The organism is Jeotgalibacillus terrae (assembly GCF_016908195.1).
Lineage (GTDB): Bacteria > Bacillota > Bacilli > Bacillales > Jeotgalibacillaceae > Jeotgalibacillus > Jeotgalibacillus terrae.
This window is the reverse complement of the sequence record NZ_JAFBDK010000022.1, coordinates 16,727-43,540: the sequence shown is the minus strand read 5'-3', so window position 1 is coordinate 43,540 and position 26,814 is coordinate 16,727. Positions and strand designations below refer to the sequence as shown.

Annotated in this window: 24 protein-coding genes; 17 read left to right on the top strand and 7 right to left on the bottom strand. The window is 43.1% G+C overall.

The window, feature by feature from the left end; genetic code table 11:
* Window positions 1-61 precede the first annotated feature (61 nt).
* Window positions 62-1,291 carry an aminopeptidase gene (locus JOD21_RS16755; protein ID WP_204730707.1) on the bottom strand — a complete coding sequence of 410 codons (1,230 nt, stop codon included), beginning with the start codon at window positions 1,289-1,291 and terminating at the stop codon, window positions 62-64.
* A gap of 189 nt (window positions 1,292-1,480) precedes the next feature.
* Between JOD21_RS16755 and motA the strand changes: the two genes are divergently transcribed.
* From motA to JOD21_RS16725, 6 genes are all read left to right on the top strand, one after another.
* Complete coding sequence (gene motA, locus JOD21_RS16750) at window positions 1,481-2,281, top strand: flagellar motor stator protein MotA (protein ID WP_041122004.1); 801 nt, start codon at window positions 1,481-1,483, stop codon at window positions 2,279-2,281.
* Window positions 2,268-3,110 carry a flagellar motor protein MotB gene (gene motB / locus JOD21_RS16745; protein WP_204730706.1) on the top strand — a complete coding sequence of 281 codons (843 nt, stop codon included), beginning with the start codon at window positions 2,268-2,270 and terminating at the stop codon, window positions 3,108-3,110. Before motA ends, motB begins: the two co-directional genes overlap by 14 nt.
* A 267-nt stretch (window positions 3,111-3,377) precedes the next feature.
* Window positions 3,378-4,760 (top strand): alanine/glycine:cation symporter family protein, encoded by a 1,383-nt coding sequence (locus tag JOD21_RS16740; RefSeq protein ID WP_204730705.1) that lies wholly within the window; start codon window positions 3,378-3,380, stop codon window positions 4,758-4,760.
* 154 nt (window positions 4,761-4,914) lie between these two features.
* On the top strand, window positions 4,915-5,904 hold the full coding sequence (locus JOD21_RS16735) for a class I SAM-dependent methyltransferase (RefSeq protein WP_204730704.1): 990 nt from the start codon (window positions 4,915-4,917) through the stop codon (window positions 5,902-5,904).
* A gap of 64 nt (window positions 5,905-5,968) precedes the next feature.
* Window positions 5,969-6,481: a type 1 glutamine amidotransferase domain-containing protein gene (locus JOD21_RS16730; protein ID WP_041122008.1), complete on the top strand. Its 513-nt coding sequence runs from the start codon at window positions 5,969-5,971 to the stop codon at window positions 6,479-6,481.
* A 145-nt stretch (window positions 6,482-6,626) separates the two neighbouring features.
* Entirely contained in the window at window positions 6,627-8,447 is a 1,821-nt protein-coding gene (locus JOD21_RS16725; RefSeq protein ID WP_204730703.1) for a methyl-accepting chemotaxis protein, read from the top strand.
* Window positions 8,448-8,493: 46 nt separating this feature from the next.
* On the opposite strand, the gene JOD21_RS16720 is transcribed toward JOD21_RS16725, so the two are convergent.
* A complete protein-coding gene (locus tag JOD21_RS16720) occupies window positions 8,494-8,718 on the bottom strand; it encodes a DUF1128 domain-containing protein (protein WP_204730702.1) in 225 nt (74 codons plus the stop codon).
* 65 nt (window positions 8,719-8,783) lie between these two features.
* Window positions 8,784-10,142 carry an alanine/glycine:cation symporter family protein gene (locus tag JOD21_RS16715; protein ID WP_204730701.1) on the bottom strand — a complete coding sequence of 453 codons (1,359 nt, stop codon included), beginning with the start codon at window positions 10,140-10,142 and terminating at the stop codon, window positions 8,784-8,786.
* A gap of 183 nt (window positions 10,143-10,325) precedes the next feature.
* On the opposite strand from JOD21_RS16715, the gene JOD21_RS16710 reads away from it, so the two are divergent.
* The 3 genes from JOD21_RS16710 to JOD21_RS16700 are packed head-to-tail and all read left to right on the top strand — an operon-like array spanning window position 10,326 to window position 12,153.
* Window positions 10,326-10,754 (top strand): hypothetical protein, encoded by a 429-nt coding sequence (locus JOD21_RS16710; RefSeq protein WP_204730700.1) that lies wholly within the window; start codon window positions 10,326-10,328, stop codon window positions 10,752-10,754.
* Between the two features lie 17 nt (window positions 10,755-10,771).
* Window positions 10,772-11,161, top strand: coding sequence for a methyl-accepting chemotaxis domain-containing protein (locus JOD21_RS16705; protein ID WP_204730699.1), 390 nt, complete (start codon window positions 10,772-10,774; stop codon window positions 11,159-11,161).
* Window positions 11,162-11,184: 23 nt separating this feature from the next.
* Window positions 11,185-12,153, top strand: a complete 969-nt coding sequence (locus JOD21_RS16700; RefSeq protein WP_239581663.1) for a YihY/virulence factor BrkB family protein — start codon at window positions 11,185-11,187, stop codon at window positions 12,151-12,153.
* Between the two features lie 30 nt (window positions 12,154-12,183).
* On the opposite strand, the gene JOD21_RS16695 is transcribed toward JOD21_RS16700, so the two are convergent.
* Both JOD21_RS16695 and JOD21_RS16690 read right to left on the bottom strand, forming a co-directional pair.
* Window positions 12,184-14,112 (bottom strand): heavy metal translocating P-type ATPase, encoded by a 1,929-nt coding sequence (locus JOD21_RS16695; protein WP_380269309.1) that lies wholly within the window; start codon window positions 14,110-14,112, stop codon window positions 12,184-12,186.
* 165 nt (window positions 14,113-14,277) lie between these two features.
* Complete coding sequence (locus tag JOD21_RS16690; protein ID WP_204730698.1) at window positions 14,278-15,447, bottom strand: MFS transporter; 1,170 nt, start codon at window positions 15,445-15,447, stop codon at window positions 14,278-14,280.
* A 387-nt stretch (window positions 15,448-15,834) separates the two neighbouring features.
* Between JOD21_RS16690 and JOD21_RS16685 the strand changes: the two genes are divergently transcribed.
* Window positions 15,835-16,215 carry an OsmC family protein gene (locus JOD21_RS16685; RefSeq protein ID WP_204730697.1) on the top strand — a complete coding sequence of 127 codons (381 nt, stop codon included), beginning with the start codon at window positions 15,835-15,837 and terminating at the stop codon, window positions 16,213-16,215.
* A 271-nt stretch (window positions 16,216-16,486) separates the two neighbouring features.
* Here JOD21_RS16685 and yfkAB read toward each other — a convergent pair whose 3' ends face one another.
* On the bottom strand, window positions 16,487-17,608 hold the full coding sequence (yfkAB, locus tag JOD21_RS16680) for a radical SAM/CxCxxxxC motif protein YfkAB (RefSeq protein ID WP_204730696.1): 1,122 nt from the start codon (window positions 17,606-17,608) through the stop codon (window positions 16,487-16,489).
* Between the two features lie 132 nt (window positions 17,609-17,740).
* Here yfkAB and JOD21_RS16675 point away from each other — a divergent pair, with 132 nt between their 5' ends.
* The 6 genes from JOD21_RS16675 (at window position 17,741) to JOD21_RS16650 (ending at window position 24,432) form a co-directional block, all read left to right on the top strand.
* A complete protein-coding gene (locus tag JOD21_RS16675; protein WP_204730695.1) occupies window positions 17,741-17,929 on the top strand; it encodes an SE1561 family protein in 189 nt (62 codons plus the stop codon).
* A gap of 385 nt (window positions 17,930-18,314) precedes the next feature.
* Entirely contained in the window at window positions 18,315-19,850 is a 1,536-nt protein-coding gene (locus JOD21_RS16670) for a fumarate hydratase (protein WP_239581661.1), read from the top strand.
* Window positions 19,851-19,937: 87 nt separating this feature from the next.
* A complete protein-coding gene (gene pdaA, locus JOD21_RS16665; protein WP_204730694.1) occupies window positions 19,938-20,702 on the top strand; it encodes a delta-lactam-biosynthetic de-N-acetylase in 765 nt (254 codons plus the stop codon).
* A 64-nt stretch (window positions 20,703-20,766) separates the two neighbouring features.
* Window positions 20,767-21,633 (top strand): DNA-3-methyladenine glycosylase family protein, encoded by an 867-nt coding sequence (locus JOD21_RS16660; RefSeq protein ID WP_204730693.1) that lies wholly within the window; start codon window positions 20,767-20,769, stop codon window positions 21,631-21,633.
* 1 nt (window position 21,634) lies between these two features.
* Window positions 21,635-23,008, top strand: coding sequence for a 23S rRNA (uracil(1939)-C(5))-methyltransferase RlmD (gene rlmD / locus JOD21_RS16655; protein ID WP_380269313.1), 1,374 nt, complete (start codon window positions 21,635-21,637; stop codon window positions 23,006-23,008).
* 32 nt (window positions 23,009-23,040) lie between these two features.
* Window positions 23,041-24,432: an aldehyde dehydrogenase family protein gene (locus JOD21_RS16650; protein WP_204730691.1), complete on the top strand. Its 1,392-nt coding sequence runs from the start codon at window positions 23,041-23,043 to the stop codon at window positions 24,430-24,432.
* Between the two features lie 497 nt (window positions 24,433-24,929).
* Here the strand turns inward: JOD21_RS16650 and JOD21_RS16645 are convergent, their stop codons facing one another.
* The gene (locus tag JOD21_RS16645) at window positions 24,930-25,835 is read right to left on the bottom strand and encodes a TIGR01777 family oxidoreductase (protein WP_204730690.1); all 906 of its coding nucleotides are present in this window, start codon (window positions 25,833-25,835) and stop codon (window positions 24,930-24,932) included.
* 162 nt (window positions 25,836-25,997) lie between these two features.
* On the opposite strand from JOD21_RS16645, the gene recX reads away from it, so the two are divergent.
* Window positions 25,998-26,801, top strand: coding sequence for a recombination regulator RecX (recX, locus tag JOD21_RS16640; RefSeq protein WP_204730689.1), 804 nt, complete (start codon window positions 25,998-26,000; stop codon window positions 26,799-26,801).
* Window positions 26,802-26,814 lie beyond the last annotated feature (13 nt).

Below are 26,814 nucleotides of genomic sequence, written 5' to 3'. Positions count from 1 at the left end.
ACCGTACAAATAATTGTATCAACAATATTATAAATGAAATCCGGTGATTAGGGAATGTTTTTTAAAATGCCCAGTCGCCATTTCTGAAGACAGGTTCTGAAGAGCCATCCTCAGCGATCCCATCAATATCCATCTTGTCTGATCCAATCATGAAGTCTACGTGCGTAATACTTGAATTCAAGCCTTTTTCAGCAAGTTCTTCCTGTGAAGCCGTTTTTCCACCCTCTACACAGAACGCATAAGCACTGCCGATTGCAAGGTGGTTTGAAGCATTTTCATCAAATAGTGTATTGAAGAAAAGTACATTGGATTGAGAAATTGGAGACTGATGCGGAACAAGCGCAACTTCTCCAAGACGGTGTGATCCTTCGTCCGTCTCGATCAATTTCTTCAGAATCTCTTCACCTTCATCAGCCTGCACATCAGTGATACGGCCATTTTCAAACGTAATCTTGAAGCCGTCAATAATATTTCCGCCATAGCTTAAAGGCTTTGTATTAGAAACATACCCTGACACACCATCTTTGTGAGGAACAGTAAATACTTCCTCAGTCGGCATATTTGCCATAAAGGTGTGACCTTTTTCATTTACACTTCCTGCACCTGCCCAGATATGACCTTCAGGAAGTTCGATCGTAAGGTCAGTTCCAGGAGCTGTGTAATGAAGTTTTTTATACTTTTTAGCATTCAGATAATCTGCTTTTTCATGAAGGGTTTCGTCATGTTCTTTCCAGGCAGCAACCGGATCCTGCTGATCGACTCTGACTGCTTTGAAAATCGCATTCCAAAGCTGATCAACTGCTTCGCTTTCTGGAGCGTCAGGGAATACTTTTTTCGCCCAGCCTGTTGAAGGAGCAGCAATGACTGTCCAGCTGACTTTATCTGACTGAATATACTGGCGGTATTTTTCAAGCGCCTGTCCGGCAGCTTTCTGAAAATCAGAAATACGCTGGGAATCCACGCCTTTCATCAGGTCAGGGCTTGCAGAAACGATATTCATGAATGCTGCACCTTTTTCAGCTAATGCTTCACGTTCAAGCTTTTTCCATTCAGGAAATTCGCTGAAGGAGTCAGCAGGTGCCAGTTCATAGCGCATGCGTGATACTTCATCATCAGCCCAGTCTACAAAGACCTGACGTGCACCGGCTTCATAGGCTTTTTTTGTTACAAGGCGTACAAATGGTGCATTCTCAATCGATGCACCTATGTAAAGCAGCTGATCTTTTTGAACATTAACCCCGACTCTGACAGCAAGATCGGCATATTTTTCAAACATTTCTGAGTGACTCATATCAAAAACCCCTTTTATAAGTAATTAGTTCCACTAAACATTTTAACAGTCAATGAACAAAAATCAAAAAATAACGACAATTACATTCTATTTTCATAATATGTATAAGCAGAAAGTTCTAAAGTCGCCGGTATTTTTACCGATATAGACTATGTAGAGATAGAAATCTAGTGATTGTGGGTGAATGTATTGGATCGATCCTCGCTTATTGGCGTCATTCTGGGACTGATTGCAGTTGGTGTTGGTATGGTATTAAAAGGTGTACCTGCCACGGCTCTGTTAAACGGCCCTGCTTTTATGATTATTATTTTAGGGACAGTGGCAGCAGTAATGATTGCTTTTCCGATGTCGGAATTAAAAAGAGTCCCTAAATTGTTTGGCGTTATTTTCAAAGAACCAAAAGGCACCGAAGTCCGTGATGTCATTCAGATGTTCGGTGAGTGGGCGGAACTTGCAAGAAAAGAAGGACTGCTTGCATTGGAATCAAAAACATCAGAAATCGAAGAGCCGTTTTTGAGAAACGGACTTGGACTTGCAATCGATGGTCAGAATGCAGACTATATCAGAGATGTTCTGACAGAAGAGATTGATGCAATGGAAGAGCGTCATCTTTCAGGTGCTGCGATTTTTTCTCAGGCTGGTACATATGCGCCAACCCTAGGTGTTTTGGGTGCTGTAGTCGGACTGATTGCTGCGCTTGGTAAAATGAATGATACGACTGCACTTGGAGAAGCCATTGCAGCAGCATTTATTGCAACACTGCTTGGTATTTTTACCGGCTATGTATTATGGCATCCATTTGCCAACAAGCTGAAGCGTAAATCAACGAAAGAAGTCATGATCAAACAAATGATGATTGAAGGAATTCTATCCGTACTTGAAGGTGAAGCACCACGGGTAATTGAACAGAAGCTTGCCTCTTATCTGCCTGCGAAGGAGCGGGAGCAGCTGATGTCTGAAGGCGGTGGAAAAGCTGATGAAGAAGCGTAGAAAGAAAAAACATGAGGAACATATGGATGAAAGCTGGCTGATTCCTTATGCTGACATTCTGACACTGCTGCTTGCTCTTTTTATCGTCATGTTCGCAAGCAGTACAGTGGATCAGGCGAAGTTTAACCAGATGTCACAGGTTTTTAATGAAATCTTTGCAGGTGGGGAAAATGTGCTCGATTATGCAAGTTTGGTAGAAACTGATGATACAGAAGATGATATTGATTCTGAAGCGGGTGCTGAAGCAGAAGAACTGACTGAGGAAATGACTGAAGAAGAAAGACAGGTTCAGGAATTTCTTCAGGAACAGTCAGAACGTGAAACTGCAGCTGCCGCTGATATGGAAGAGCTAGAAGAAATTCAGGATCAGATCGAAGAGTATATCGGGACAAACAGTCTTGGTGAAACGTTTGAAACCGAGCTGACAGATGAAGGTCTGCTGCTTACGATCAGGGATAATGTTCTGTTCGCGTCAGGTTCTGCTGACGTAAGACCTGAATATAGTAACGTTGCACAGGACGTGGCAGGGTTGCTTGAGTTTGATCCGCCAAGAAACGTGATTATTACCGGTCATACGGACAATGTTCCAATCAGTACAGCATCCTACGGCTCGAACTGGGAGCTGAGTGTCATGCGTGCAGTCAACTTTATGAAACTCATTATTGAAAACCCTGACCTGGATCCGCGCTGGTTCAGTGCGAAAGGATTCGGTGAATTCCAGCCGATTGCATCAAATGATACTGAAGCAGGCCGCTCACAAAACAGACGTGTTGAAGTGTTGATTTTACCGCGTGTAACGAGTGACGGAACTGTAACGAATACACCTTAACTGCCGCTTATAGCGGCAGTTTTTTATGTTCTGAGGGAAATCGTTCTTATTCAGCGGAAAATACTCCATTTTCAGTATAAAAGAAGAGGTTTTCGCAGTTAAACTTCAGTTCTTCCACAATACGAAGAAAAGCTTCAATGCTTCAAGCCGCCTGGTTAATAAAACAGGGCGCATTGCAACTAATTTATCTATAATCCGTTTAACTTCGTATATGTAGGGAAAAGGATTACAGCTTCCGTATTATACTAATTTTAGGAGGGGATTCTATTGGAGGGATTTATTAATGGCGTTACAGCGTTTTCTGCCTGGCTTTGGGGAATACCGTTAATAGCTGTTTTACTGTTTTCAGGACTTTATATGACTTTTAAACTCGGTTTTTTTCAATTCAGACATCCGCTATACATATTTAAACAAACCTTTGGCAGTGTAACGAAGAAACCAAAGGGCAAAGGGACGGTTACACCATTTCAGGCATTAACGTCCGCTTTATCATCTACAATCGGTGCTGCAAACATTGTCGGTGTTCCGGCAGCGATTATGTTTGGAGGACCGGGTGCAGTTTTCTGGATGTGGGTAATTGCAATTGTCGGAATGTCTCTGAAATTCTCTGAGAGTGCGCTGGCAGTACACTATCGCGAGAAAAATGAAAAAGGTGAATTTGTAGGCGGACCGATGTATTACATGACAAAAGGTCTCGGCATGAAGTGGCTTGGTATCTGGTTTTCGTTTGCACTGATGCTTGAATTAATACCAAGTGTAATGGTGCAGGGGAACTCAGTAGCCAATACAGTGAATGAATCCTTTGGCGTTCCGGTATTATGGACAGGTATCATTATAGCCGTTTTAATCGGAATTATTGTATTTGGAGGTATCAAGAGAATCGGTCAGGTGACACAGATTGTCGTACCGTTTATGGCATTAATCTATATTGGCGGTGCCCTTGTCATTTTATTTATGAATCTTGGTGCATTACCTGAATTTTTCACTTTGATTTTCTCTAATGCATTTTCACCGGCTCCTGTCATTGGAGGATTTGCCGGGGCAGCACTGGTTGATGTAATCCGCTGGGGCTTTGCAAGAGGGCTGTATTCAAATGAAGCAGGACTTGGTACAGCACCAATGGCTCACGCTGCTGCGACGACTGACCACCCTGTCAGACAGGCGTTCTGGGCTGTATCAGGTATTGTTGTAGACACCCTGATCATCTGTACAGCAACAGCGTTTGTGGTACTGTCATCAGGTGTCTGGACAGATGAAGGTGCGATGGATAACAGCAGTGCATTAACAACGATTGCTTTTGCTGAATACTTTGGTGAGTTTGGCAGTATTCTGGTCACAGTTTCACTTGTATTCTTTGTATTTTCAACGATCCTTGTCGTTATATTCTATGGTGCAAAGCAGGCAGAGTTTCTGTTTGGACTGAAGGCATCTTACGCGATTCAGGCAGTATATCTGGTTGCAATTGTATTCGGTGCAGTCGGAGCTGCTGAACTAATCTGGAACTTCCTTGATATTATGCTTGCAGCCATTCTTTTACCGAATATCCTGGCGATTTTATTACTCAGTAATAAAGTAAAAGAACTCAAAACAGAGTTTTTCACTTCCGATAAATATTATCTGAAGGATATTGGTAAAACGAAAGGGAAATAACATGCGCACATCCGTCTATCCGGCGGATGTGTTCTTTTTTTATAAACATAAGTTTCTAATAGGTGAATTAAGGATACACATTAGAGTAAGAATGAAAAATGATGTCACAACCAGTTGCGAATAGAAAGTTAGAGCGGGAAGAGGAGGGGTTTGAATGATTAAAGACCTTAATAATATGTGGAAAGCCAGAACGTGGATGAAAACGAATGTACCATTTTTATATAGCTGGCATGCCTATGTGGGATATGAGCTTGATTTGTTCGAAGCGTTCAGACGGCCTGTGAGGGTTGAAGATGTTGCTGATGCCTATGATCTGGAAGAAGAACTGCTCACTCAGTGGGTGGAAGTAGGAATTGCATTAAAGCATCTGAAAAAAGATGATAAAAACAGGGTGAAAATCTCAAAAGCCTGGAAGTTACCGGGTTCAAAGAAAGATAGCCCTTCTTCAGGGGACCTGTTAAAAGAAATGATGGAACTACATATTCCCTCCCTTTTACACTACCCCGAACTGATGAAAGAAAAGAAAAGACAGCATTTTGATAATGAAAAGCACGGTTCGACGGTAGCAAAGACGTCTACACTGCTTGAAATGCTTGCGTTCCGGCTCATTAATCAGAATGTAAAAAAGCACCAGACAGATTCAATTCTCGATATTGGCTGCGGTGAAGGCGGTTATTTGTTAAAGCTTGCTAAGAAGCACCCTGACATGAATCTGACTGGTATTGAAATCAACGAAGAAGTAGCAGATTCAGCGAAAAAAGCAACAAAGGATTTTGACCGGATCAATATCGTACACAGAGATATTCATGAATATGAACCTAACCAGTTGTTTGACTATGTCATGGTTAATAATCTATTGCATTACATTAATCCTGATGAACGGATGGACTTCTTCAGTAAGATCAAAAACATTACTGAAGAAAATGGAATTATCACGATCATTTCCCCTCTACAAAAAGCTAAATATGGAAAACAGTTTTCAAGTGCATTTAATAGTTTCTTTATGACATTTGATAATTTATACCCGATTCCTTCAGAAGAAGAACTCCGAAAGATCGCGGAAGAGTGCGGTTTTGAACAGCAAAGTCCTTTCCCCGTTATTCGCGAGGGAGGCTGGTTCTTCATCAAGTGGATTAAGAAGTAAAAGGTTTAATGAGGTAAATATGTGGAATATATACATTATAGATAAATAAAAGGAGATGTTATAAATGGCTAAAATTGCAGCACTATTAACTGATCAATTTGAAGATGTAGAATATACAGATCCGGCGGAAGCGTTCAAAAAAGAAGGACACGAGGTCGTGACCATTGAAAAAGAATCAGGAAATACCGTCAAAGGAAAACAGGGAGAAGCTACAGTAACAATTGACAAGTCTATTGATGACGTGAACCCTTCTGACTTTGATGCGCTATTTATACCAGGCGGTTTCTCACCTGACCTGTTAAGAGGCGACGAGCGCTTTGTAAAATTCGCTAAGGCGTTCATGGATGGTAACAAGCCGGTACTGACGATTTGTCACGGCCCGCAGTTACTGATTACAGCTAAGACACTTGAGGGACGTAAAGCTACAGGCTTTAAATCAATCAAAGTGGATATGGAATATGCAGGTGCAGAATATCATGATGAAGAAGTCGTTGTCTGTGGCAACCAGCTGGTAACAAGCAGAGACCCTGACGATATTCCAGCGTTCATCAGAGAATCATTAAAATTAATTTCATAAAACAATTTAACTGAGTCCTTAACAGGGACTCAGTTTTTTTTGCGAAAAAATTTTCGGAGGATTCTAAAAACTATGTTCATTAGGTCGATATACATATATAATAGATGTAGTTCTTTGAGATTACATAATGAAGGGGGATCGTTTTGTGAAAAAGTTAAAATGGAAGCTGATGTCGGCATTTTTTATTCTTGTATTATTCATAGGTGGATTGGCTGCTTTTAATGTTTACTCAATCACAAATATCAATGAAGAAACTGAAAACCTGATTGAAGAAGAGCTGATGCTTTTATCAATCGATCAGGAAATGAAATTCAATGTGTCACAGCAGATTGCTCTGACACGGGGATATGTATTATATGGGGAACCCGATTACAGCGAAGGTTTTGATGAACTTGCGGCCGTGAATGATGAATTAGCTGAGACGCTGCAGGGTTATGACGTCAGTAAAGAAATGAAATCAGTGCTGACAATTACAAGAGTCTGGCAGGAGGGTGTCAGAGAACGCGTATTCTCAATGTATGACAACGGCAGGGAAGAGGATGCAAGAGTGCTTTTCAGAGCGAACTTTGAGCCTACTGCAAGAGGGATCATGGATAGCCTTGAAAAAATTTCAACAGCCCGTGAAGCAGAAATGGATCAGGCTGGGCAATCAATTATAGAAAATGGTCAGCAGACAATTACAACGATCCTTGTTATCAGTGGGATTGTCATGCTGCTCGCGATTATAATGAGCGTCATCGTAGCCGGACAGATTACAAAACCAATCAGTATGGTGACGAAAAGAATGAAAGCGATTGCGCGCGGGTCTCTTCCTGCTGAATCTTTACATACTAAAAGCAAAGATGAAGTTGGACAACTGGTACATGCAGTCAATGAAATGAATCATCAGTTAAGGGATCTTGTCAGCGGTGTGTCAGGTGTTTCCACATCTGTCTTTGAGAAAGGAAGTCATCTATCTGAGAGTGCTGAAGAAGTCAGAGAGGGAAGCCGTCAGATTGCCGTGACAATGAGTGAACTGGCAGACGGGGCCGGTGTCCAGGCGGAATCATCGTCATCTCTCAGCGAAAAGATGAATGGATTTATTGCAGTGATTAAGTCTTCTGCTGAAAAAGGAACCAAAGCTCAGGAAAAGACTGATGATATGCTGGAACTCTCTAAAGACGGCGGCATAAAGATGAATGAGACAATTCGCACAGTGAATGGAATTAACACAAGCTTTAAAGAGGCGATGGAAAAAGTGAATGGCCTTGATACACAGGCACAGAGCATCTCTAAGCTCGTGCAGGTGATCCAGGACATTGCAGATCAGACAAACCTGCTTGCACTGAATGCGGCTATTGAAGCTGCACGTGCAGGTGAACATGGAAAAGGTTTTGCAGTGGTAGCAGATGAAGTGAGAAAACTCGCAGTCCAGGTATCCGCATCCATTTCAGACATCACCAGTATAATCGGTTCCATTCAGAAAGAATCAAAAGATACAGTTGCTGTCCTGGAGGATGGTTACGGTAAGGTGAGCGCCGGAGCTGAACAGATGGAAGAAACGTCTGAGTCATTCACTAAGATTGACGACCAGGTGAAAGCAGTATCTGAACAGATGAAAATGATCGCTGCTTCACTATACGATATTGTTAATGGCTCTGAAGAAATGCATCAGGAAATTGAACAGATTGCTTCAGTGTCTGAAGAATCAGCAGCGGGTATTGAACAGACGAGCGCTAGTGCCGAGGAGTCGAGCACGACGATGGAGATGGTCTATGATTCTTCAAGAGCGCTGATTCATGATGCAAGAGACCTCAGAGATCGGATTGGCATGTTCAGAGTTGAAGAAGCAGAAGTGCCAGAAGAACCTGAAGAACCAGTTACTGAAGAAGGTACGTCTGATGAAAGCACAGAAGCAGGCGGTTATGAAGAACGTGATGCAATTGAAGAAAACAATGAGGCGGATAATAAAGAGCAGGCATCATAAGAAAGAGGAGGACACCACTTAAGGTGTTCTCCTCTTTATAAGTTAATTAAGCTTTTCTCAGGTTGCCGAGTTCTTCAGCAATTGCCTGCATTTCACTTGGGCTGAATGTTTCTCTTTTCATCACCATTGTATACAGTGAATGGAGTTCTTCGTACTGCTCTTCATCGAAAGCAGAAACTTTAAGCGCTCCTGCATTTACTATACGCAGACGGTCTTTGATTTTTTCAACCATATATTCAGCATTTTCAGCACTTTGTACCGTTAAATCCATATTGATCAGTCCTTTCATTCGCTAAATACAATCTTTCCATGCTTCAAAGGATCTGTCAATACGCATTATGCGGCTTTATTCTGTGCTTTTTCTTCTTTGATCTTTTCACGGATGCGTTTCGTTTCATATGCAACCACTCCGGAAAGCCCAAGAAGTCCAATCAGGTTAGGGAAAGCCATCAGACCGTTCATTACGTCTGAGAACGCCCACACAACATCCAGTGTCGCGACTGAACCGACCATGACTGCAATAACGAACAGCAGACGATAGAATACATTAAATTTCTTTGTCCCTACAAGATACTGGAAACACTTCTCTCCGTAGTAAGACCACCCAATAATTGTAGAAGAAGCAAAGAAGATCAGTCCGACTGTAACAATGATCGGTCCAAGACCACCAAGGAAGTATTCGAATGATGCAGATGTTAACGCACCACCCTGTAAGTCTCCTTCTTCATAAAGACCAGCCATAACAATCGTTACACCTGTAATTGAACAGATAATCAGCGTATCAATTAATACCTGAGTCATTGAAACAAGTCCCTGACGTCCAGGCATATCAGTTTTTGCTGCAGCAGCAGCGATTGGTGCAGATCCAAGACCAGCTTCATTCGAGAATACACCACGTGCTACACCGTAACGGATGATCGCACCGATCACACCGCCGGCAATTGCTTCGTTACCGAATGCAAGTGAGAAAATTGTTGCAAATGCAGAAGGTACTAATTCAAAGTTTAAGATCATAACAATAAGTCCTGCAAGTAAATAAAATGCTGCCATAAAAGGAACAAAAATAGAGGTTACTTTACCAATACTTTTAATACCGCCAAGAATAACAAGTGCCGTAAAGATTGTTAAAGCAATTCCAGTTACCCAAGTCGGGATAGAGAACGTATCCTGTACGACATCTGATACAGAATTTGACTGTACCATGTTTCCGATACCAAAGGCAGCGATGGCACCAAAAAGTGCAAATAAAACACCCAGCCATTTTTGCTTCAGACCACGTTCAAGATAATACATCGGTCCACCGGACATTTCGCCGTCTTCATCCTGAACGCGGTATTTTACCGCCAGTACGGCTTCAGCGTACTTAGTTGCCATTCCAAATATAGCGGACAGCCACATCCAGAATATTGCTCCAGGTCCACCAAGCACAACAGCTGTTGCTACACCGACAATGTTACCGGTACCGACTGTTGCTGCCATCGCAGTCATTAAAGACTGAAAGTGAGAGATATCACCTTTGGATTTCTTGTCCTGATTGCGGGAAAAAGCCAGCTTGAGTGAATAGCCTGTTAATGAGAACTGAACCAGTCCAAGGCGGAATGTCAGGTAAATACCTGTTCCGACGAGAAGGATCAGCAGTGGCGGCCCCCATACGAGTCCACTGATTTCATTCAGAAAATCTGTAAAGCCTTGCATCTAATTTCCCCCTTATGTCTTTTTACAGGTCATAAATATGAACAAAATATGTATGCCTTACATTAAATATTCCGAAAATTAACCCCTTGTTGTCAAGGTTTTTTTAAATATACATTGCTGAAAAGGTTTCAAATCAAAGGGCTTAGGAAATAGTAAACCATATCCTGTATAAGGAGAGAGATGATGAAAACAGTATTATTCCTTGTACAGACTCAATTGTCAAGCTGTTCATTACTGGCTGCAAAATTTGTAAAAGAAACGGACCATCGGGTTTTGTTGAGAGGTACTTTTGCGTGGCAAAGTCAGGAGATGCCGGAAGATTCTTTTGAAGGAATTAGCGGATCTGCTATCGAAGTAGAATTTCCGGAGTTCAGGCAGCTGCAACGGAAAGAGCTTGAAGAAGTACAGTGTATAGTCGTAAGTGAATCAGCAGAGAAGGCACTCATCCACCTGTTAAAATCAGCATCAATAAAACCTGAGGTCATCAGCATACGGGATCTTGGCGGAAAGCCGGAATCAGAGCTCGATGATCTGCTGATGCACGGTGAGACTGAGGAAGCACTGAACGATATGAAGCAGAAAAGCCTTACACTGCTTGAAAAGATGAATTAAAAATTGGAGGAGAAGACATGGCTAAAAACAAATTACCGGCAGCAATGATCATTGGTGCAGTAACAGGAGGCATTCTAAGTATGCTTGACCCTGGTACAAGAAAGAAGACTTCTGAATCATTATCTAATACAAAACGATCAATTTCCTATTATTCAAGAAATCCGCAGGAGCTCTCTGAAAGAGCTTCCCAAAAAGCAGAGCAATGGAGGGAAATTGCAGAAAAAATTCAGGAGGATATCGCTTTCCTTTCAGAAAAATATGAAGAAGTCAAAGCGATGGCACCTGAACTGAAAGAAACTGTTCAGGAAACAAAAGAAGCATTTACTGAAGAACAGCAAGATTCATATTCTGCAGGCACACTGCCTCAGGGTGGTCCAGGTGGACTTCCTGAAAAAAAGACAATGTAAAATCTGACTCCAGGAGGGATGGAATGACTTCACAAAAAGACAATCCCGCTCCGGATCGCCAGCAGGAAGGTGAATGGAAGGAAGGAAAGAAAAACAGACATTTAGAAGATATGTCAGAGGCGGTACATAAAGGTGGACGGGAAGGACACTATGAAACGTTCACGGGATTTGTGAAAGCTGTTCTTAGACGATTTACGGAAACAGATACACCCGGACTTGGTGCGCAGCTTGCCTACTACTTTTTGCTGTCATTATTTCCATTACTTATATTCGCTCTGGCATTACTGCCATACCTGGATATTACACAGGCTGAATTACTGGATATGTTCAGGGAGTTTGCGCCGGGAGATGCTATGGCACTGATTGAGTCTACGATTTCGGAGGTAGCAACCGGTGAGAGTGCCGGACTTCTTTCTGTAGGTATCTTAGGAACGCTCTGGTCAGCCTCGAACGGAATGAATGCGATTATGAAAGCCTTTAACCGTGCTTATGAAGTAGAAGAGACAAGAGCTTTTTATATAGCGCGCGGGATGGCGGTCGTCTGGACCATCGTAATGGTATTCATCTTTGTGGTTGCATTGTTACTTCCTATTTTCGGTGAACAGATTGGAGAATTAATCTTCTCCTGGTTTGGTCTTGGGAATCAATTTATGACAATTTGGACGATCCTGCGATTTGCGATTACACCATTTGTATTATTTGTTGCATTTGTTGGCTTATACGCGTTTGTTCCAAATGTAAAAATCCGTTTTATCTCGGTCATTCCAGGTGCTTTATTTGCTGCAATTGGATGGTTGCTGACTTCTTCACTTTTCTCATTTTACGTCAGCAGTTTTGGAAATTATTCAGCATCTTACGGAAGTATCGGTGGTATCATCGTACTGATGATCTGGCTGTATCTGTCGGGTATCATTATTCTTATGGGTGCACAGGTAAATGCGACAATGGCTGCTAAACGGCGTCATAAGCCATTTGTTCCGAAAGAAACATAACATAAAAAGGGTGAGATCATCTCACCCTTTTTATGTTGCTCTGAGAAGCCGCAAGCCGTTTAAAATCACAAGAACTGTACTGCCTTCATGACCGATGACTCCTAGTGGAAGGTCAAGTGCCTGAAAGAAGTTTGAAGTGATTAAAAGTGCTATTACTGCAATACTGAACACAATATTCTGCTTTACAATCCGGTTCATTTTTTTTGAAAGCCGGATCGCTTCAGCAATTTTTTTCAGGTCGTTTTTTACGAGGACTATATCTGCTGTTTCAAGTGCAATATCAGACCCTGCCCCCATCGCTACACCGACTGTAGCTGTGGCAAGTGCAGGCGCATCGTTAATTCCGTCTCCAACCATTGCGACAGAACCGTATTTTTCTTTCAGCTTCTTCATTTCATTTACTTTTACTCCCGGAAGGCATTCTGCTTTAAAAGTATCGACACCTGTTTCTTTTTGAATAACAGCAGCTGTGCCTATGCTGTCACCGGTCAGCATCACAGTAAAAATACCGGCAGATTTCAGATACTTCACAGCGTCAATGGTTTCCTGTCTTACCTCATCCTTCAGCGCAATCAGACCGATTATTTCATTATTTTTCTCGATCAGGACAATTGTTTTACCTTCTTTAGAAAGTTGTTCAATCTGCTCAAGCATGTCGTGTGGAATCATGTTACTATCAAACCAGTCAGGCTTCCCGATCCTCCACACTTCATCGTCCAGTGCAGCTTTTAGACCAAACCCCGTTACATCCTCTACACGATCCATCTTTATTGAATCAGATATATTCTTTTCTTTTGCAAATGCGACGACAGCCTGAGCAAGAGGGTGGTTAGATTGCTGTTCGATTGCTGCGGTCGTCTGTAAGACCGCTGAATGCTCCAGGTCCTGACGAATGAACCAGTTTGTCACTTTCGGCTTACCTTCTGTTAAAGTGCCGGTTTTATCAAAGGCAATTGCTTTAATCTGATTCAGGTTTTCAAGGTGCACGCCGCCTTTGAACAGGATCCCTTTTTTTGCACCGTTAGAAATGGCACTGAGTGATGCGGGCATAATTGAAGCAACCAGCGCGCACGGTGATGCTACGACGAGAAGTACCATGGCTCTATAAAAAGTTTCTTCCCAGCTCCAGCCGAAAATGTAGTGTGGAAGAAACATCATCACTACTGTAAAACCAAGTACTGCTTTTACATATCTTCCTTCGAACTTTTCTATAAATAACTGGGAAGGAGACTTCTCGCTCTGTGCAGATTGAACCAGCTCAATGATCTTTTGAAACATCGTCTCATGATTCTTTTTTGTTACCTCAGCCTGCACAGCTCCTGTTAAATTGACCGTACCGGCGAAGATTTCGGAAGCTTTTGATTTCACAACAGGCATCGATTCTCCGGTAAAAGCAGCTTCATCTACAGATGTCTGCCCTTTCATGATGAAGCCATCAGCCGGAATCCTTTCACCAGGCTTTATAATGATGATATCGCCTGGCATTAAAGAGGAAGCACTCACCTTTACTTCATGGCCATCAACGAGCTTCCATGCTTCTTCGGGCTGAAGATCAAGAAGGGAAGAAATTTCATTTTTACTTTTATTCATAGTGTATGTCTCAAGTGCACCGCTTAATGCGAAAATAAAAATCAGGATCGCCCCTTCAGTCCAGTAACCGATCCAGGCTGCTCCGAGTGCCGCAAAAATCATTAACAGTTCAACATTTAAATCTCTTTTTTTAATGGTGTTAGATATACCTTCTACTGCCTTGAAATAACCACCTGTGAGATATGCTGTGATATACATACCTGCTGATGCTGTCGTATAGCCTTCGTGCATGAGGAACCAGGCAATGATAATCAGCACACCGCTCAGTGCAGCCATGATTAATTCAATATGCGTTCTTAAAAAAGTCAGGCGGCCGGTTTTTAATACAGAAGGAAGATGTAAAGTCTGAGATTTAACCAATTTTGCCACGCCCTTTCAAGTCGGTATTGAGAAAGAGAATCGAAATCAATAGCCTTAAAAAACAGCGAATGCTGCTGTCACAGGACAGCAGCATGGAAAGCAGTTTATATGAAATTGGTTTGAGGGCTTAATCGTACTTTAATTATACCACTTTACTAGATAGAAATGTATATATTAAGCAGTTACGTATTTCTTTCGCAGTGAGAATGCTACAAGACAAAGTCCAATTGTGACAAGCAGGGCGGAGATGAAGTAAAAGAACCCTTCAGTGAAAAATTCAATAATTAACCCTCCGATTGCAGGCCCGCCTATACTGCCGAGACTGAAAGCAACACCGCACATAATATTTCCGGCTGGCAGCAGGTTTTTCGGCAGCAGATCAGTCATATAGCTGATGCCAAGGGAAAAAGTCGAACCGGTTGCCATACCTGCTGTAAAAAAGGCGGCAGTCAGCCACAATGGGGAAGACCCTGCAAGACCTGCCAAAACAAAGAAAAATGCACCGGCAAACAACACACTCATTAAAATACGATGCCGTCCGAATTTATCACTCAGCATTCCGAGCGGCAGCTGAAACACAATCGCACCTATTGAAAAAGCGGGAAGTATATAAGCAATCGCACCTGCTTCAATCCCACTCCTGAGGGCGTAGATCGGAAAGTTCCCATGCAGAGAAGCTTCAAGAAACCCATAGCTGAGTGGAGGTAAAAAAGCGACCCATGCATATTTCCATACCTGACTGAACCGTTTCATCGTGCCAAAAAATGAGGTGGATTCAGAGCCGCCGTGATCAGGAAAGTCATTTCTGAGCAGGAATACAAATCCCCAGGTCAGAAAGGTCATGATCCCGGAAACGATAAAAGGGAGTGTCGGACTGATTTCAATGAGCTTACTCATAGCCGGTCCAATCGCAAACCCCAATGAGAAAAACAAACCATACACAGCAATATTTCTCCCCCGTCTGTCAGCTTCAGAAAATGAAGTGATCCAAGTCTGAGTGGAAAAATGCAGCATATTATCTCCAATTCCAATGAGCAGTCTCAGTACAAACCAGAACCAAAATGACTGCCAGAGGGGGAAAGCGAGAAGGGATAGTCCAACCACAAGTCCCCCGGCAATAATCATGGGCTTATATCCAAAACGCCTGAGTGGCGCTTCCATTAATGGTGAAGCAATTAAAATTCCTATGTATATCCCCGTTGCATGCAACCCGTTCATCGCAGAAGACACACCCTGCTGTTCAAAAATAATCGCAATTAAAGGAAGCAGCATTCCCTGGGAAAACCCTGAGATTGCAACAATACCAACCAAAATCCAAAATCGAACTCTCGGTGAAACACCCATATTAAAACTCCTGACATGTATAATAGTCTAATAAATTTTTAGCTCTGTTAAAGGTGGCTGTTGATTTCCGCTGCAGGGGGAACGCTTCCCGCATGAGCCATCTTTTGGCTCCGGTTCAATCGGCCCTCCTCAGCGCGAGGCGCTTGTGGGGTCTCACCTGTCACGCTGCTCCTGCTGGAGTCGTCCCCCTTCCGCTCCAATCCCCAGCTGTGCTAAAACAATACTGGGCTTAAAGATAGCCAAATTTTAAATCGTTTCATTAAAGTTGAATGTTGTACCAGCGCTATGCCTTGATGCCGCAATCATTTACAAGCAAAATAATCGAGATCTAAAATAGACAACGCTATAATCTTACTATATTCACTCAACAGAAAGAAGGAGATTGCAATGGAATTTAACATGAAAGAAGGCGGGTTTACAACAAACCTTGAATACGGGGAACTTCATATTTCAGGAAACGAAGAACACGGATTCCGCCCTTACCAGCTGCTTGTCTCATCGGTAGCAGTATGCAGCGGAGGCGTTCTTCGTAAAGTACTTGAAAGAATGCGTATGGAATTCTCTGATATTAAAGTGTCAACAGAAGTGGAGCGTAATGAAAAAGAAGCAAACCGCGTGGAAAAAATTCATATGCACTTTACGATTACAGGAGATCTGAAAGAAGAGAAAGTTAAGAAGGCGCTTGAAGTCACACGCAGAAACTGTTCAATGGTGCAGTCAGTTAAAGATAGCATTAATATTACAGAGAGTTTTGAGATCAAAGCATAATAAAACCCGGTTTATTCTTAATTAAAAGAGTAAACCGGGTTTTATGGTATTCGAATCTTTATACTTCTTTCCATATAAACGCACTTTTTATTTCACAAGCGCTTCTCATCACTCTCCTTTACGAAAGGTTTTCTCAGAATGATCTGAAGCAGCCCCCCTTTGTAAATTGTAAATGTAGTATAGCATGAATTTTAAATAGTGTAAATATTCAAAATAGATAAATAATTAAAAAGTACCGGATTGTCGATAAATCCGGTACTTTGGTTTCAACCTATTTTGTCAGCAGAGCACTTCTTTTCGTAAAGTCTGCTCCGCTGTAGTACATCTCCTTCACAAGAAGGTTCGGGCCGAGGCAGCTGACAGCATGGCAGTGGCAATTGACGCTTTTGGCATCCTCAGTTGTCACCCACTTATTAAAAACCTCTGGCAGCGTGTCTTGCTTAATGTTTCCGAGCGGTGGCGTATTGTTAAAATCAGTTACGATCACGTCACCTGTAAATACATTTACATTTAACCGGGAGCGGCCATCGGGATCATTTCTGACAGTCACATTCTTTTCACTGTAAAGGCGCTGAAGCAGTGCGCGATCTTTTTCAGAGGTGCTGCAGGCGTAAAATGGCAGCGTGCCAAAGAGCATCCACGTGTTTTGATCGCGGATATCAAGTAAATGTTTAATTGCTTCACGTGTTTCTTCGAGTGAGAGTGTTTCAAGTGATTCTGCGAATGAGCTAGGGTACATCGGGTGTATTTCATGTCTGGCACAATTCATATCATGAACCACTTCCCGGTGAATTCTCTCCATGTGCGGGAGTGTTTTTTTATTCAGCATCGTTTCAGCGGAAACCATGATACCTGCTTCACTCAGTGCACGGCTGTTATCGATCATTTTCTGGAAAAGTGCTCCGCGCTGTGCTTCAGAGGGTTTACGGTCCATTCTCGCAAAGCCGGTATGAATGAATTCATCAACGGTTCCCCAGTTATGTGAAATATGTAATACGTCCAGGTAGGGAATGATCGGCTCATAGCGCTTAAGGTCAATCGTCAGGTTGGAATTCATCTGTGTGCGTACGCCTCTTTCATGAGCATATTTCATGAGAGGCAGGACTGTGTTCTCTACAGATTTCTTCGACAGCATCGGCTCACCACCTGTGATACTGAGTGTTCTGAGGTGTTCGATCTCATCAAGGCGCTGTAAGATCAAATTCATGTCCAGCGTTTCGGGATCTTGATTAGAAAGGCTGTAACCAACGGCGCAATGCGCGCATCTCATATTGCAAAGCGTGGTGGTGGTAAATTCCACATTTGATAAAGTTAACTGTCCGAATTGCTTCATATCCTCATAAGCTTCCCACGGATCATAGGAAGTTGTAATTGGCTTTTTCGTTATGGTCATTGTTTTATCTCCTTTTAAGTACATTTGTCAGTATGGAAATAACGTCTTAATAAGTCAATGAATATTCAGGGAAAGTTGCAGAAATGAGCGGAATCCGTTACGATAAGGACGGATTTGAAAGGAGTGAGAGGCATGGGTAATGCTATTCACGATAATGACTCACAGGTATTTTACCTGAAGCAGCGTTTATCAATGTTTTTAGAAGTGCTGGAATCCGTAGATGCAGAAAGTACAGATCTTGAAGATATCGATCGCATGATTCAGATGCTTGATGATTTGGAATTAAAGGTACAGCAGTTTAAAAAAGACGATAACGAATAACAAAACAGGCCTTCCGGGGTCTGTTTTTTTATTGCAGCGGAAACACTATTGTCATGGACGGGCATACGATCATTGGCAATGGAAACACGACTAATTCCATGCTTAATACGACCATAATAAACAGGATTGAGACCATTGCCGGACAGCATAAGACCTTAATGACCTGGCATACGACCAATTCCGTGCATAATGCGACCACAACCACCAAACACACGACCACCGCAGATAATCATATGACTATCATTTGCCGCGACCCAAACAAACCCATCAAAATCAGTTCATTCAATCCTGCCATTTTCGAAAACGTTTCCAAACACTCTTTCCTTCAATAAAGCACCGGGTTATAATAAATTCGTTGAGTTTTGGGAGAGGGGCATACATAAAGATGAATATTGAAGCATTGGAAAACAGTTTATATGAACTAATCGTTGAAACATCCACAAACCTGCCAAAGGACGTACGACGGGCGATTCGCAAAGCGAAGGCGCAGGAAAATGCAGGAACACGTGCAGCGATGAGTCTCGCGACGATTACGCAGAATATCCAGATGGCTGATGAGAAAGTCTCCCCGATCTGTCAGGATACAGGGCTTCCAACTTTTAAAATTAAGACCCCGATCGGTGTGAATCAGCTGGAGATATCTAAAGCGATTAAGCGCGCGATGGTGCGTGCAACTGTAGACGGTAAAATGCGACCGAATTCGGTTGATTCGATTACAGGGGAAAACAGCGGTGACAACCTTGGTGAAGGTTTACCGGTGATTAAATATGAGCAGTGGGAAAAAGATGATATTGATATCCGCCTGATTTTAAAAGGGGGAGGCTGTGAAAATAAAAACATTCAGTATAGCCTGCCGTGTGAGCTTGACGGTCTGGGCCGTGCAGGGCGCGACCTGGATGGCATCCGTAAGTGCATTATGCACTCTGTCTATCAGGCACAGGGGCAGGGCTGCAGCGCCGGTTTTATCGGTGTGGGGATCGGCGGAGACCGTTCTTCAGGATATGACCTTGCAAAAGCACAGCTGTTCCGTTCTTCTGAAGATGTAAATCCGAATGAGGATCTGAGAAAGCTTGAAGAATATGTGATGGACCATGCCAATGAACTTGGCATCGGTACAATGGGCTTTGGCGGTGAAACGACACTGCTTGGCTGTAAGGTTGGTGTCATGCACCGTATCCCTGCAAGCTTTTTTGTGTCAGTTGCTTATAACTGCTGGGCGTTCAGACGTCTTGGCATCACAGTTGGCGCTGAGAGCGGTGAGATCCAGGAATGGCTTTATCAGGAAGGAGATAAAATCTCTTTTGCTGATGATCAGGCTGAAACACCTGATGAAAAGCCGGAAGTAGTCAGACTGACTGCACCGATCTCTGAAGAACAGATCCGCACATTGAAAGTGGGAGACGTCGTACAGATTGACGGCATGATGTATACAGGCCGCGATGCCATCCACAAATACTTGAGTGACCATGATTCACCGGTTGATCTGAATGGACAGGTCATTTACCACTGCGGTCCTGTTATGATGAAGGATGAAGAAGGAAACTGGCACGTGAAAGCAGCCGGCCCTACGACATCGATCCGGGAAGAGCCTTATCAGGGGGATATCATGAAGAAATTCGGGATCCGTGCTGTTATCGGTAAAGGCGGTATGGGCCCTAAAACACTTAAAGCCCTTGAAGAACACGGTGGTGTTTACCTGAATGCAATCGGAGGAGCCGCACAGTACTATGCAGACTGTATCCAGGGCGTTGAAGGTGTTGACCTGATGCAATTTGGTGTACCGGAAGCAATGTGGCACCTGCGTGTTAAAGGATTCACAGCTGTTGTAACGATGGATTCACATGGGAACAGCCTGCATAAAGACGTTGACCAGTCATCTCTTGAAAAGCTGTCACGCTTTAAGGAGCCTGTATTCAGATAATGTCCTAAGCACTCATTTAAAGTGGGTGCTTTTTCTATGTATGCCATTAATCCAATTGCACAATTTAATGATAGAAGGGAGGTTCATATGAAAAAAATTTATTCAATTGCAGTGGTCCTGTTTTTATTCACCGGTTACTCACTGTCAGCCTATGCCCAAACCCATCACTGGGGATTCAAGCGATCTGTTAACGGGGAACAGCCTGACGCGGGCGCTGTGTATAATGAATTGCTGGAAAAGCACGGTGCTTATTATAAAGGGTCTCCAGATGAGAAGATTGTATACTTCACTTTTGATAACGGGTTTGAAAATGGTTATACGGAAAAGATCCTTGATGTGCTGAAAGAAGAGAAAGTGCCGGCGACATTTTTCCTGACTGGCCATTACCTTGAAAGTGCTGAACCACTGGTAAAAAGAATGGCAGATGAAGGTCATATTATTGGGAATCATTCCTGGGGACACCCTGACTTTTCGACGCTCAGTGAAGCACAGATGAGAGAAGAATGGGCGAAGGTGAAAAAGAAGACAGAAGAACTGACCGGACAGAAAGAAATGAAATATGTCAGGCCGCCTGAAGGGGTGTTTAATGAGCTCTCATTAAAAGTTGCAAACGATGAGGGGTATACACATGTTTTCTGGTCACTGGCATTTGTGGACTGGTATCATGAAAAGCCTCAGGGAGCAGATTATGCCTATAACGAAATCATGAAACAGCTGCACCCGGGTGCTGTGATTCTTTTGCATACGGTATCTTCGGATAATGCCGGTGCGCTGCAGCGGGTCATTCAGGATATGAAAAAGCAGGGGTACAAGTTTGAAACGCTTGATCATCTGACACAGAAACAATCGTGAAACGGGCAGCTGCCCGTTTTTTTAATGTCTCCATGTTATAATCATAGAAAAAGGCGTGAATCTGATGTGGCAGCATGAAATCAATGTACAGGGACCATATGACTTTGAACGTGTCCTCGACCGGATGAGTCTTGACCCGCTCGTTGTAATGGATCAGCAGGCACTTCGTCTCTCATTGCCGTTTGAATATCAGAAAAAGCAGGCGGTACATATTACATTCACTGGCAGCAGAACAGAACCTTCTTTTAAAATCGAAGGAAAGGCTGATCAATCTGAGGCGGTACAATTTGTTCAGCGTGTACTCCAGCTTGAGCGGGGGCTGCACGACATCCACGAACATTTCAAGGAGTCAACGTTAAAGACTATTTTTGAAGAGCATGCGGGAACACCGCTTGTGCTTGAACCTTCTCCCTATAGCTGTCTTTTGAAAAGTGTGATACATCAGCAATTGAATATGTCTTTTGCTGCGACGCTTACTGAGCGCTTTGTGAAAACATTTGGCGAACAGACAGACGGTGTATGGTTCTATCCGGATCCTGAAAATGTCGCTGCGATTCCGGTTGAAAAACTGAGGGAAATGCAGTTCAGTCAGCGGAAGGCGGAGTATTTAATCGGGATAGGTGTGAAAATATCTTCAGGTGAACTGGATCTCACAGCACTTAGTGAGAAAGATAATGATGAAGTCATCAAAGAATTAGTAAAGATCAGGGGAATTGGCCCCTGGACCGCTCAGAGTGTGCTATTATTTGGTTTTGGCAGAATGGATATTTTTCTGCCGGCAGATATCGGTATTCAAAATGCCCTCAAAAAGCATTTTCAATTAGATGAAAAGCCTGCTTTGGATGAAATGGAGACTTGGCTTGAGGACTGGCGTCCGTATGCAAGCTATGCCTCCCTTTATTTATGGCGGAGCATTGAAACAGGGAAGTGACATGATGAAACAGGTTGATATAGAAGTAAAGCAGGAATTTCCGCTGACGATCAAGCGTCTCGGCATTAATGGTGAAGGCGTCGGATATTTTAAGAAGCAGGTTGTATTTGTGCACGGGGCATTGCCTGGAGAAGAGATTGTTGCAGAAGTGACAGATGTTAAGCCGAAGTTTGCAACTGCTAAAATCAAAACGATCCGCAAAGAATCACCGGAGCGTGTCCAGCCTCCATGCCCTGTTTATGAAGCCTGCGGCGGATGCCAGCTGCAGCACGTCACATACAGTGAGCAGCTGAAGTTCAAAAAAGATCTGATCCACCAGGCGCTTGAACGGCATGCGAAGGATCTTGCAGACAGCATCGAAGTAAAAGATACAATCGGAATGGAAGACCCATGGCGCTATAGAAACAAAAGCCAGTTCCAGACAGCAAAACAGGGTAAGAAGGTTATTGCAGGCCTTTATAGTATGAACTCCCATGAGCTGGTTGATATCAAGGAATGTATTGTTCAGCGTAAAGAAACGAATAAAGCGACTCAGGTTGTCAGAAAACAGCTGGAGAAGCTTGATATCCCTATTTATAACGAACGCACGAAAAAAGGCTGCGTCCGTACAATTGTGACGCGCGTAGGCATTCATACAGGTGAAGTGCAGATCGTTCTTGTGACAGCTGGTGAGGAGCTGCCGAATAAAGACAAGCTGATTACCCAGCTTGAAAATAAAATGCCTGAAGTAAAATCGATTATGCAAAATATTAATCCTACTTCCACTTCGATGATTTTCGGAAAGCAAACAGTGAAGTTATCCGGAAAGCCGACGATTGAAGAGAAGCTTGAAGAGTACACGTACCATTTATCTGCACGTGCATTTTTCCAGCTTAACCCTGTTCAGACGGTAAAGCTGTATGATGAAGTGAAAAAGGCAGCGGCTCTTACAGGGAAAGAGAAAATCGTAGATGCATACTGCGGATCTGGAACGATCGGTTTATGGCTGTCTGATGGAGCATCAGAAGTCCGCGGAATGGACGTCGTGAAAGAATCGATTATTGACGCACGTCAAAACGCGCAGAATCACGGTGTGAAAAAGTACGATTATCAGGTTGGGACTGCAGAAGAGTGGATGTTCAAATGGAAGAGGGAAGGCTTCAAGCCCGATGTAGTAGTTGTAGATCCGCCAAGAACGGGCTGCGATGAAAAACTACTTGATACAATTCTCTCACTGAAGCCCAAAACCTTCATCTATACATCATGTAACCCATCGACACTGGCAAAAGATTTGAAGAGACTGTCAGGACAGTATAAAATTGAATCTATTCAGCCAGTCGATATGTTTCCTCAAACAAGCCAGGTTGAAAGTGTCACAAAGCTTGTATTGAAGTGAAGCTGATTCCTGCTGGAAAAGGAGGAACAATAGTGGATATTCAGACAAAAGAAGATGTTCAGAAAATCATTGATCAACAGAAGACATTCTTTCACAGCGGTGTCACGAAAGATGTAAAGTTCCGCATCAGCCAGTTAAAACGGATGCAGCGGGTGATTAAAGAGAACGAACAGGACATTCTTGATGCTTTAAATAAAGACCTTGGCAAAAATGAATTTGAAGGGTATGTTACAGAAATCGGTTTTACACTGAAAAGTATTAAGACCATGATTAAAAACGTAAAAGAATGGTCCCAGGATGAAAAGGTGAAAACACCGATTTTCCAGATGCCTTCAAAAAGCTTTATTATGAAAGAACCATATGGCAGCGTATTAATTATCGGGCCATTCAACTATCCGTTTCAATTACTGATTGAACCGCTTCTTGGCGCGATGGCTGCAGGGAACTGTGCAGTGCTGAAGCCTTCTGAAAGCACACCTGAAACAGCGAAGGTTGTACGTAAAATGATTGAAGATAACTTCGATCCGGCCTACCTTAAAGTCGTAGAAGGTGAGAAGGAAGAGACATCTCTTCTGATCAATGCACCTTTTGATTATATGTTCTTCACTGGCAGTGTGCCTGTCGGTAAGATCGTCATGGAAGCTGCATCTAAAAATCTGGTGCCGCATACACTTGAGCTCGGTGGAAAAAGTCCGACAATCGTTGACGAAACAGCCGACCTTGATAAAGCGGCACGAAGAATTATGTGGGGTAAGCTGATCAACTCAGGCCAGACATGTATCGCACCTGACTACCTGGTTGTTCATGAGTCAGTGAAAAATGAGCTGGTTGAAAAGTTAAAAGAAACGATCCATGAATTTTATGGGGACGATATTCAGCAGAACGATGAATTTGGCCGTATCGTTAATGAAAAGCACTTTGACCGGCTTCAGGATATTATCGAGCGTGACAAAGATCTGATTGTTTTTGGCGGGAAAACTGACCGCAGTGATAAGTATATCGAGCCGACCATTCTTGATGGGGCTGACTGGTCAGCTGCTGCGATGGAGGATGAGATCTTTGGTCCGGTTCTTCCTGTGCTGACTTATACAAAGCTTGACGATGCGATCAATATGATTAATGAACATCCGAAGCCTCTGGCGCTTTATGTGTTCACAGAAAACAGCCACACTGAAAATCAGGTGCTTGGCCGTATTTCATTCGGCGGGGGCTGTGTGAATGATACGATCAGCCATGTGTCAAACGAGTACCTGCCATTTGGCGGTGTAGGTCATTCTGGGGTCAATGCGTACCATGGTAAGCATAGTTTTGATACGTTTACGCACCGGAAGAGTATGATGAAGAAGAGTACGAAGGTAGATGTAAAGCTTGCGTTCCCGCCTTATAAAACGAGTCTGGATACGATTAAGAAGCTGCTGGGTTAAAAAACTCTGGAAATCGCAGCGCCTTTCAGTGCAGGGCTTCGCTTTCCGCGGACGAACGTCCGATCCTCCTCGGGCAGAAAACCACTGCCCTGCGGGGTCTCGCACGATCGTTTTTCCGCAGGAGTCTCCGCCCTGCACTCCAAGGAGCTGCTATGGTTGTACTATATAATTTTTTTATTTTTACAGAACGCGTCCCTGTTCCGTGGAGGACTGCGCTTTCCTGCCCCCGGGCGGTGAGTCTCCGTCCTCCACTCCACAGGTCCGCTGAGTAATAGTCTGTATCAAACTTTTTAAAAGAAATAAAATCAATTCCTTATAAATTTTTCTAAAATAAACTTAGTGTAGCGGAGTGGAAGGCGGCGACTCCGGGACGATTAGAGGGAAGCTGAGACCCCGCAACCGAAGGTGAGGAGGCTCAGCAACCTCCGTCCGGAACGCGTCCGCCTGAAGCGCAGCGAAACGATTAAAGAGGTCGAGACTGAGTCTCAACCTCTTTTTTATTTATCATATATCTCCTTCAAAGCATCATGCAGCAGCGGATACTTAAAGCTAAAGCCGTGTTCCTCAAGTACTTTAGGAAGCACTTTGTTTCCTTCAAGAACAAGCGAACTCTTGTCACCGAGGGCGAGTTTTAACGCAAACCCCGGTACCGGCATCCAGTGCGGGCGGTTGAGTACTGCACCGACTGTTTTCCCGAAATCCTTCATCTTCATCGGATTAGGAGCTGTCACATTCACAGGACCTTCAAGTGATTCGTCTTCAATCGCGTGCCACACTGCTCTTGCTACATCTTCATGGTGGACCCAGGAGAGCCACTGTCTGCCTGAGCCGATTGTACCGCCGGCCATTAATTTGTACGGAAGGACTATATTAGGCAGGGCACCATCATCTTTACCGAGAATAATACCGAAACGTGTGCATACAACCCGAACGCCTTCATCTTCTGCAAGCTTAGCTTTATGCTCCCAGTCGATCACTGTTTCAGCAAGAAAATCGCTGCCTCTTTCATGTGCGTTTTCCGTATAAATCTTTGTTTCAGAAGGCGGATAGATCCCGATGGCACTGGCATTAACGAGCACTGAAGGCGTGTCTTCAAATGAACGGATCAGTCTAAGGATTTCATCCGTTGCTTCCATCCGGCTGTCGTAGATTTTCTTTTTCTGTTCATCATTCCATCTTCCGTTGTTGATGGATTCTCCTGCAAGGTTGATCACTGCATCTATCTTCGGCAGTTCTTTTTCAGGTGCTGCACCATCAGTCAGCCACTTTACATAAGTGACATTCGGTCTGGATTCTTTATTTGTACTTCTTGTCAGAATAAAGACGTCATGTCCTTTATCAGTCAGAAGTTTTGTGATTGATTTTCCGGCAAAACCTGTTCCGCCGCTTAGTAAAATATTCATCTGCATCCCCTCCGGCACTATGATTAAATACTCTTTTCCACTTCAATACCCATAATCCCTTCTTAACATGTCCTGAGGGAAATAATAATGTGTTTTCATATTCGAACATTCACAAAGCCATTTTCAAAAAAGTATGATATTGTTTGATTGGAGGTGTCTCACATGCCCGTTATTACAAAGATCACAAAGCAAAAGCGCAATGAAGAGCGCTATAATATATTTCTTGATGGAAAGTATGCATTTAGTGTGGATGAAGCTGTGCTGGTCCAGCATCAGTTACAGAAAAATAAAGAACTTGATGATTTTGATATTGGTGAAATTGAATACGAGGATCAGGTCAGAAAAGGCTTTAATAAAGCGCTTGTTTACTTAAGTTACAGAATGCGATCTGAACATGAGATCTTTCTTCATCTAAAAGAGCATGAAATGGGAGAAGCTGCAATTGAAGAAGCGCTTCATAAGCTGAGACGCTACGGTTATGTAAACGATGAAGCTTTCGCTAAGGCTTTTATGAATACAAAAATCAATACCACAGATAAAGGTCCGCTTCAGATCAAATTGGGTCTGAGTGAAAAAGGCGTGTCAAATGAAATTATTGAAGCACTCCTAAGTGAAAAAGATGCAGATGAATGGAAAGAACGTGCATTTGCCATTATGGAGAAGGTAATTAAAAAGAATCCTAAGCTGTCACCACTGCAGATTAAAAAGAAGGCGCAGGATACCCTTGCGAGAAAAGGATACAGCGGTCAGACTGTATCTGCAGTACTTGCCGACCTGTCTGTTGAAAGAGATGAAGATGAACAGAAAACGGCTGTTTTATCCCAGGCGAAAAAAGCGCATAACAAGTATGCCCGTAAGTTTGAAGGGTTTGAATATGAACAGAAGATGAAGCAGGCTTTATATCGTAAAGGTTTTACAATGGATGAAATTGAGTGGTCAATTGAAGAGTTAAAGGAAGAAGATTAAAAAAGACTGATCC

What these genes read in the sequence shown, in the direction of transcription:
- JOD21_RS16755 (WP_204730707.1), bottom strand. Translation starts at nt 1,291, where the DNA reads ATGAGTCACTCAGAAATGTTTGAAAAATATGCCGATCTTGCTGTCAGA.
- motB (WP_204730706.1), top strand. Translation starts at nt 2,268, where the DNA reads ATGAAGAAGCGTAGAAAGAAAAAACATGAGGAACATATGGATGAAAGC.
- JOD21_RS16735 (WP_204730704.1), top strand. Translation starts at nt 4,915, where the DNA reads ATGATTAAAGACCTTAATAATATGTGGAAAGCCAGAACGTGGATGAAA.
- JOD21_RS16730 (WP_041122008.1), top strand. Translation starts at nt 5,969, where the DNA reads ATGGCTAAAATTGCAGCACTATTAACTGATCAATTTGAAGATGTAGAA.
- JOD21_RS16720 (WP_204730702.1), bottom strand. Translation starts at nt 8,718, where the DNA reads ATGGATTTAACGGTACAAAGTGCTGAAAATGCTGAATATATGGTTGAA.
- JOD21_RS16715 (WP_204730701.1), bottom strand. Translation starts at nt 10,142, where the DNA reads ATGCAAGGCTTTACAGATTTTCTGAATGAAATCAGTGGACTCGTATGG.
- JOD21_RS16710 (WP_204730700.1), top strand. Translation starts at nt 10,326, where the DNA reads ATGAAAACAGTATTATTCCTTGTACAGACTCAATTGTCAAGCTGTTCA.
- JOD21_RS16705 (WP_204730699.1), top strand. Translation starts at nt 10,772, where the DNA reads ATGGCTAAAAACAAATTACCGGCAGCAATGATCATTGGTGCAGTAACA.
- JOD21_RS16700 (WP_239581663.1), top strand. Translation starts at nt 11,185, where the DNA reads ATGACTTCACAAAAAGACAATCCCGCTCCGGATCGCCAGCAGGAAGGT.
- JOD21_RS16690 (WP_204730698.1), bottom strand. Translation starts at nt 15,447, where the DNA reads ATGGGTGTTTCACCGAGAGTTCGATTTTGGATTTTGGTTGGTATTGTT.
- JOD21_RS16685 (WP_204730697.1), top strand. Translation starts at nt 15,835, where the DNA reads ATGGAATTTAACATGAAAGAAGGCGGGTTTACAACAAACCTTGAATAC.
- yfkAB (WP_204730696.1), bottom strand. Translation starts at nt 17,608, where the DNA reads ATGACCATAACGAAAAAGCCAATTACAACTTCCTATGATCCGTGGGAA.
- JOD21_RS16675 (WP_204730695.1), top strand. Translation starts at nt 17,741, where the DNA reads ATGGGTAATGCTATTCACGATAATGACTCACAGGTATTTTACCTGAAG.
- JOD21_RS16670 (WP_239581661.1), top strand. Translation starts at nt 18,315, where the DNA reads ATGAATATTGAAGCATTGGAAAACAGTTTATATGAACTAATCGTTGAA.
- pdaA (WP_204730694.1), top strand. Translation starts at nt 19,938, where the DNA reads ATGAAAAAAATTTATTCAATTGCAGTGGTCCTGTTTTTATTCACCGGT.
- JOD21_RS16660 (WP_204730693.1), top strand. Translation starts at nt 20,767, where the DNA reads ATGTGGCAGCATGAAATCAATGTACAGGGACCATATGACTTTGAACGT.
- rlmD (WP_380269313.1), top strand. Translation starts at nt 21,635, where the DNA reads ATGATGAAACAGGTTGATATAGAAGTAAAGCAGGAATTTCCGCTGACG.
- JOD21_RS16645 (WP_204730690.1), bottom strand. Translation starts at nt 25,835, where the DNA reads ATGAATATTTTACTAAGCGGCGGAACAGGTTTTGCCGGAAAATCAATC.
- recX (WP_204730689.1), top strand. Translation starts at nt 25,998, where the DNA reads ATGCCCGTTATTACAAAGATCACAAAGCAAAAGCGCAATGAAGAGCGC.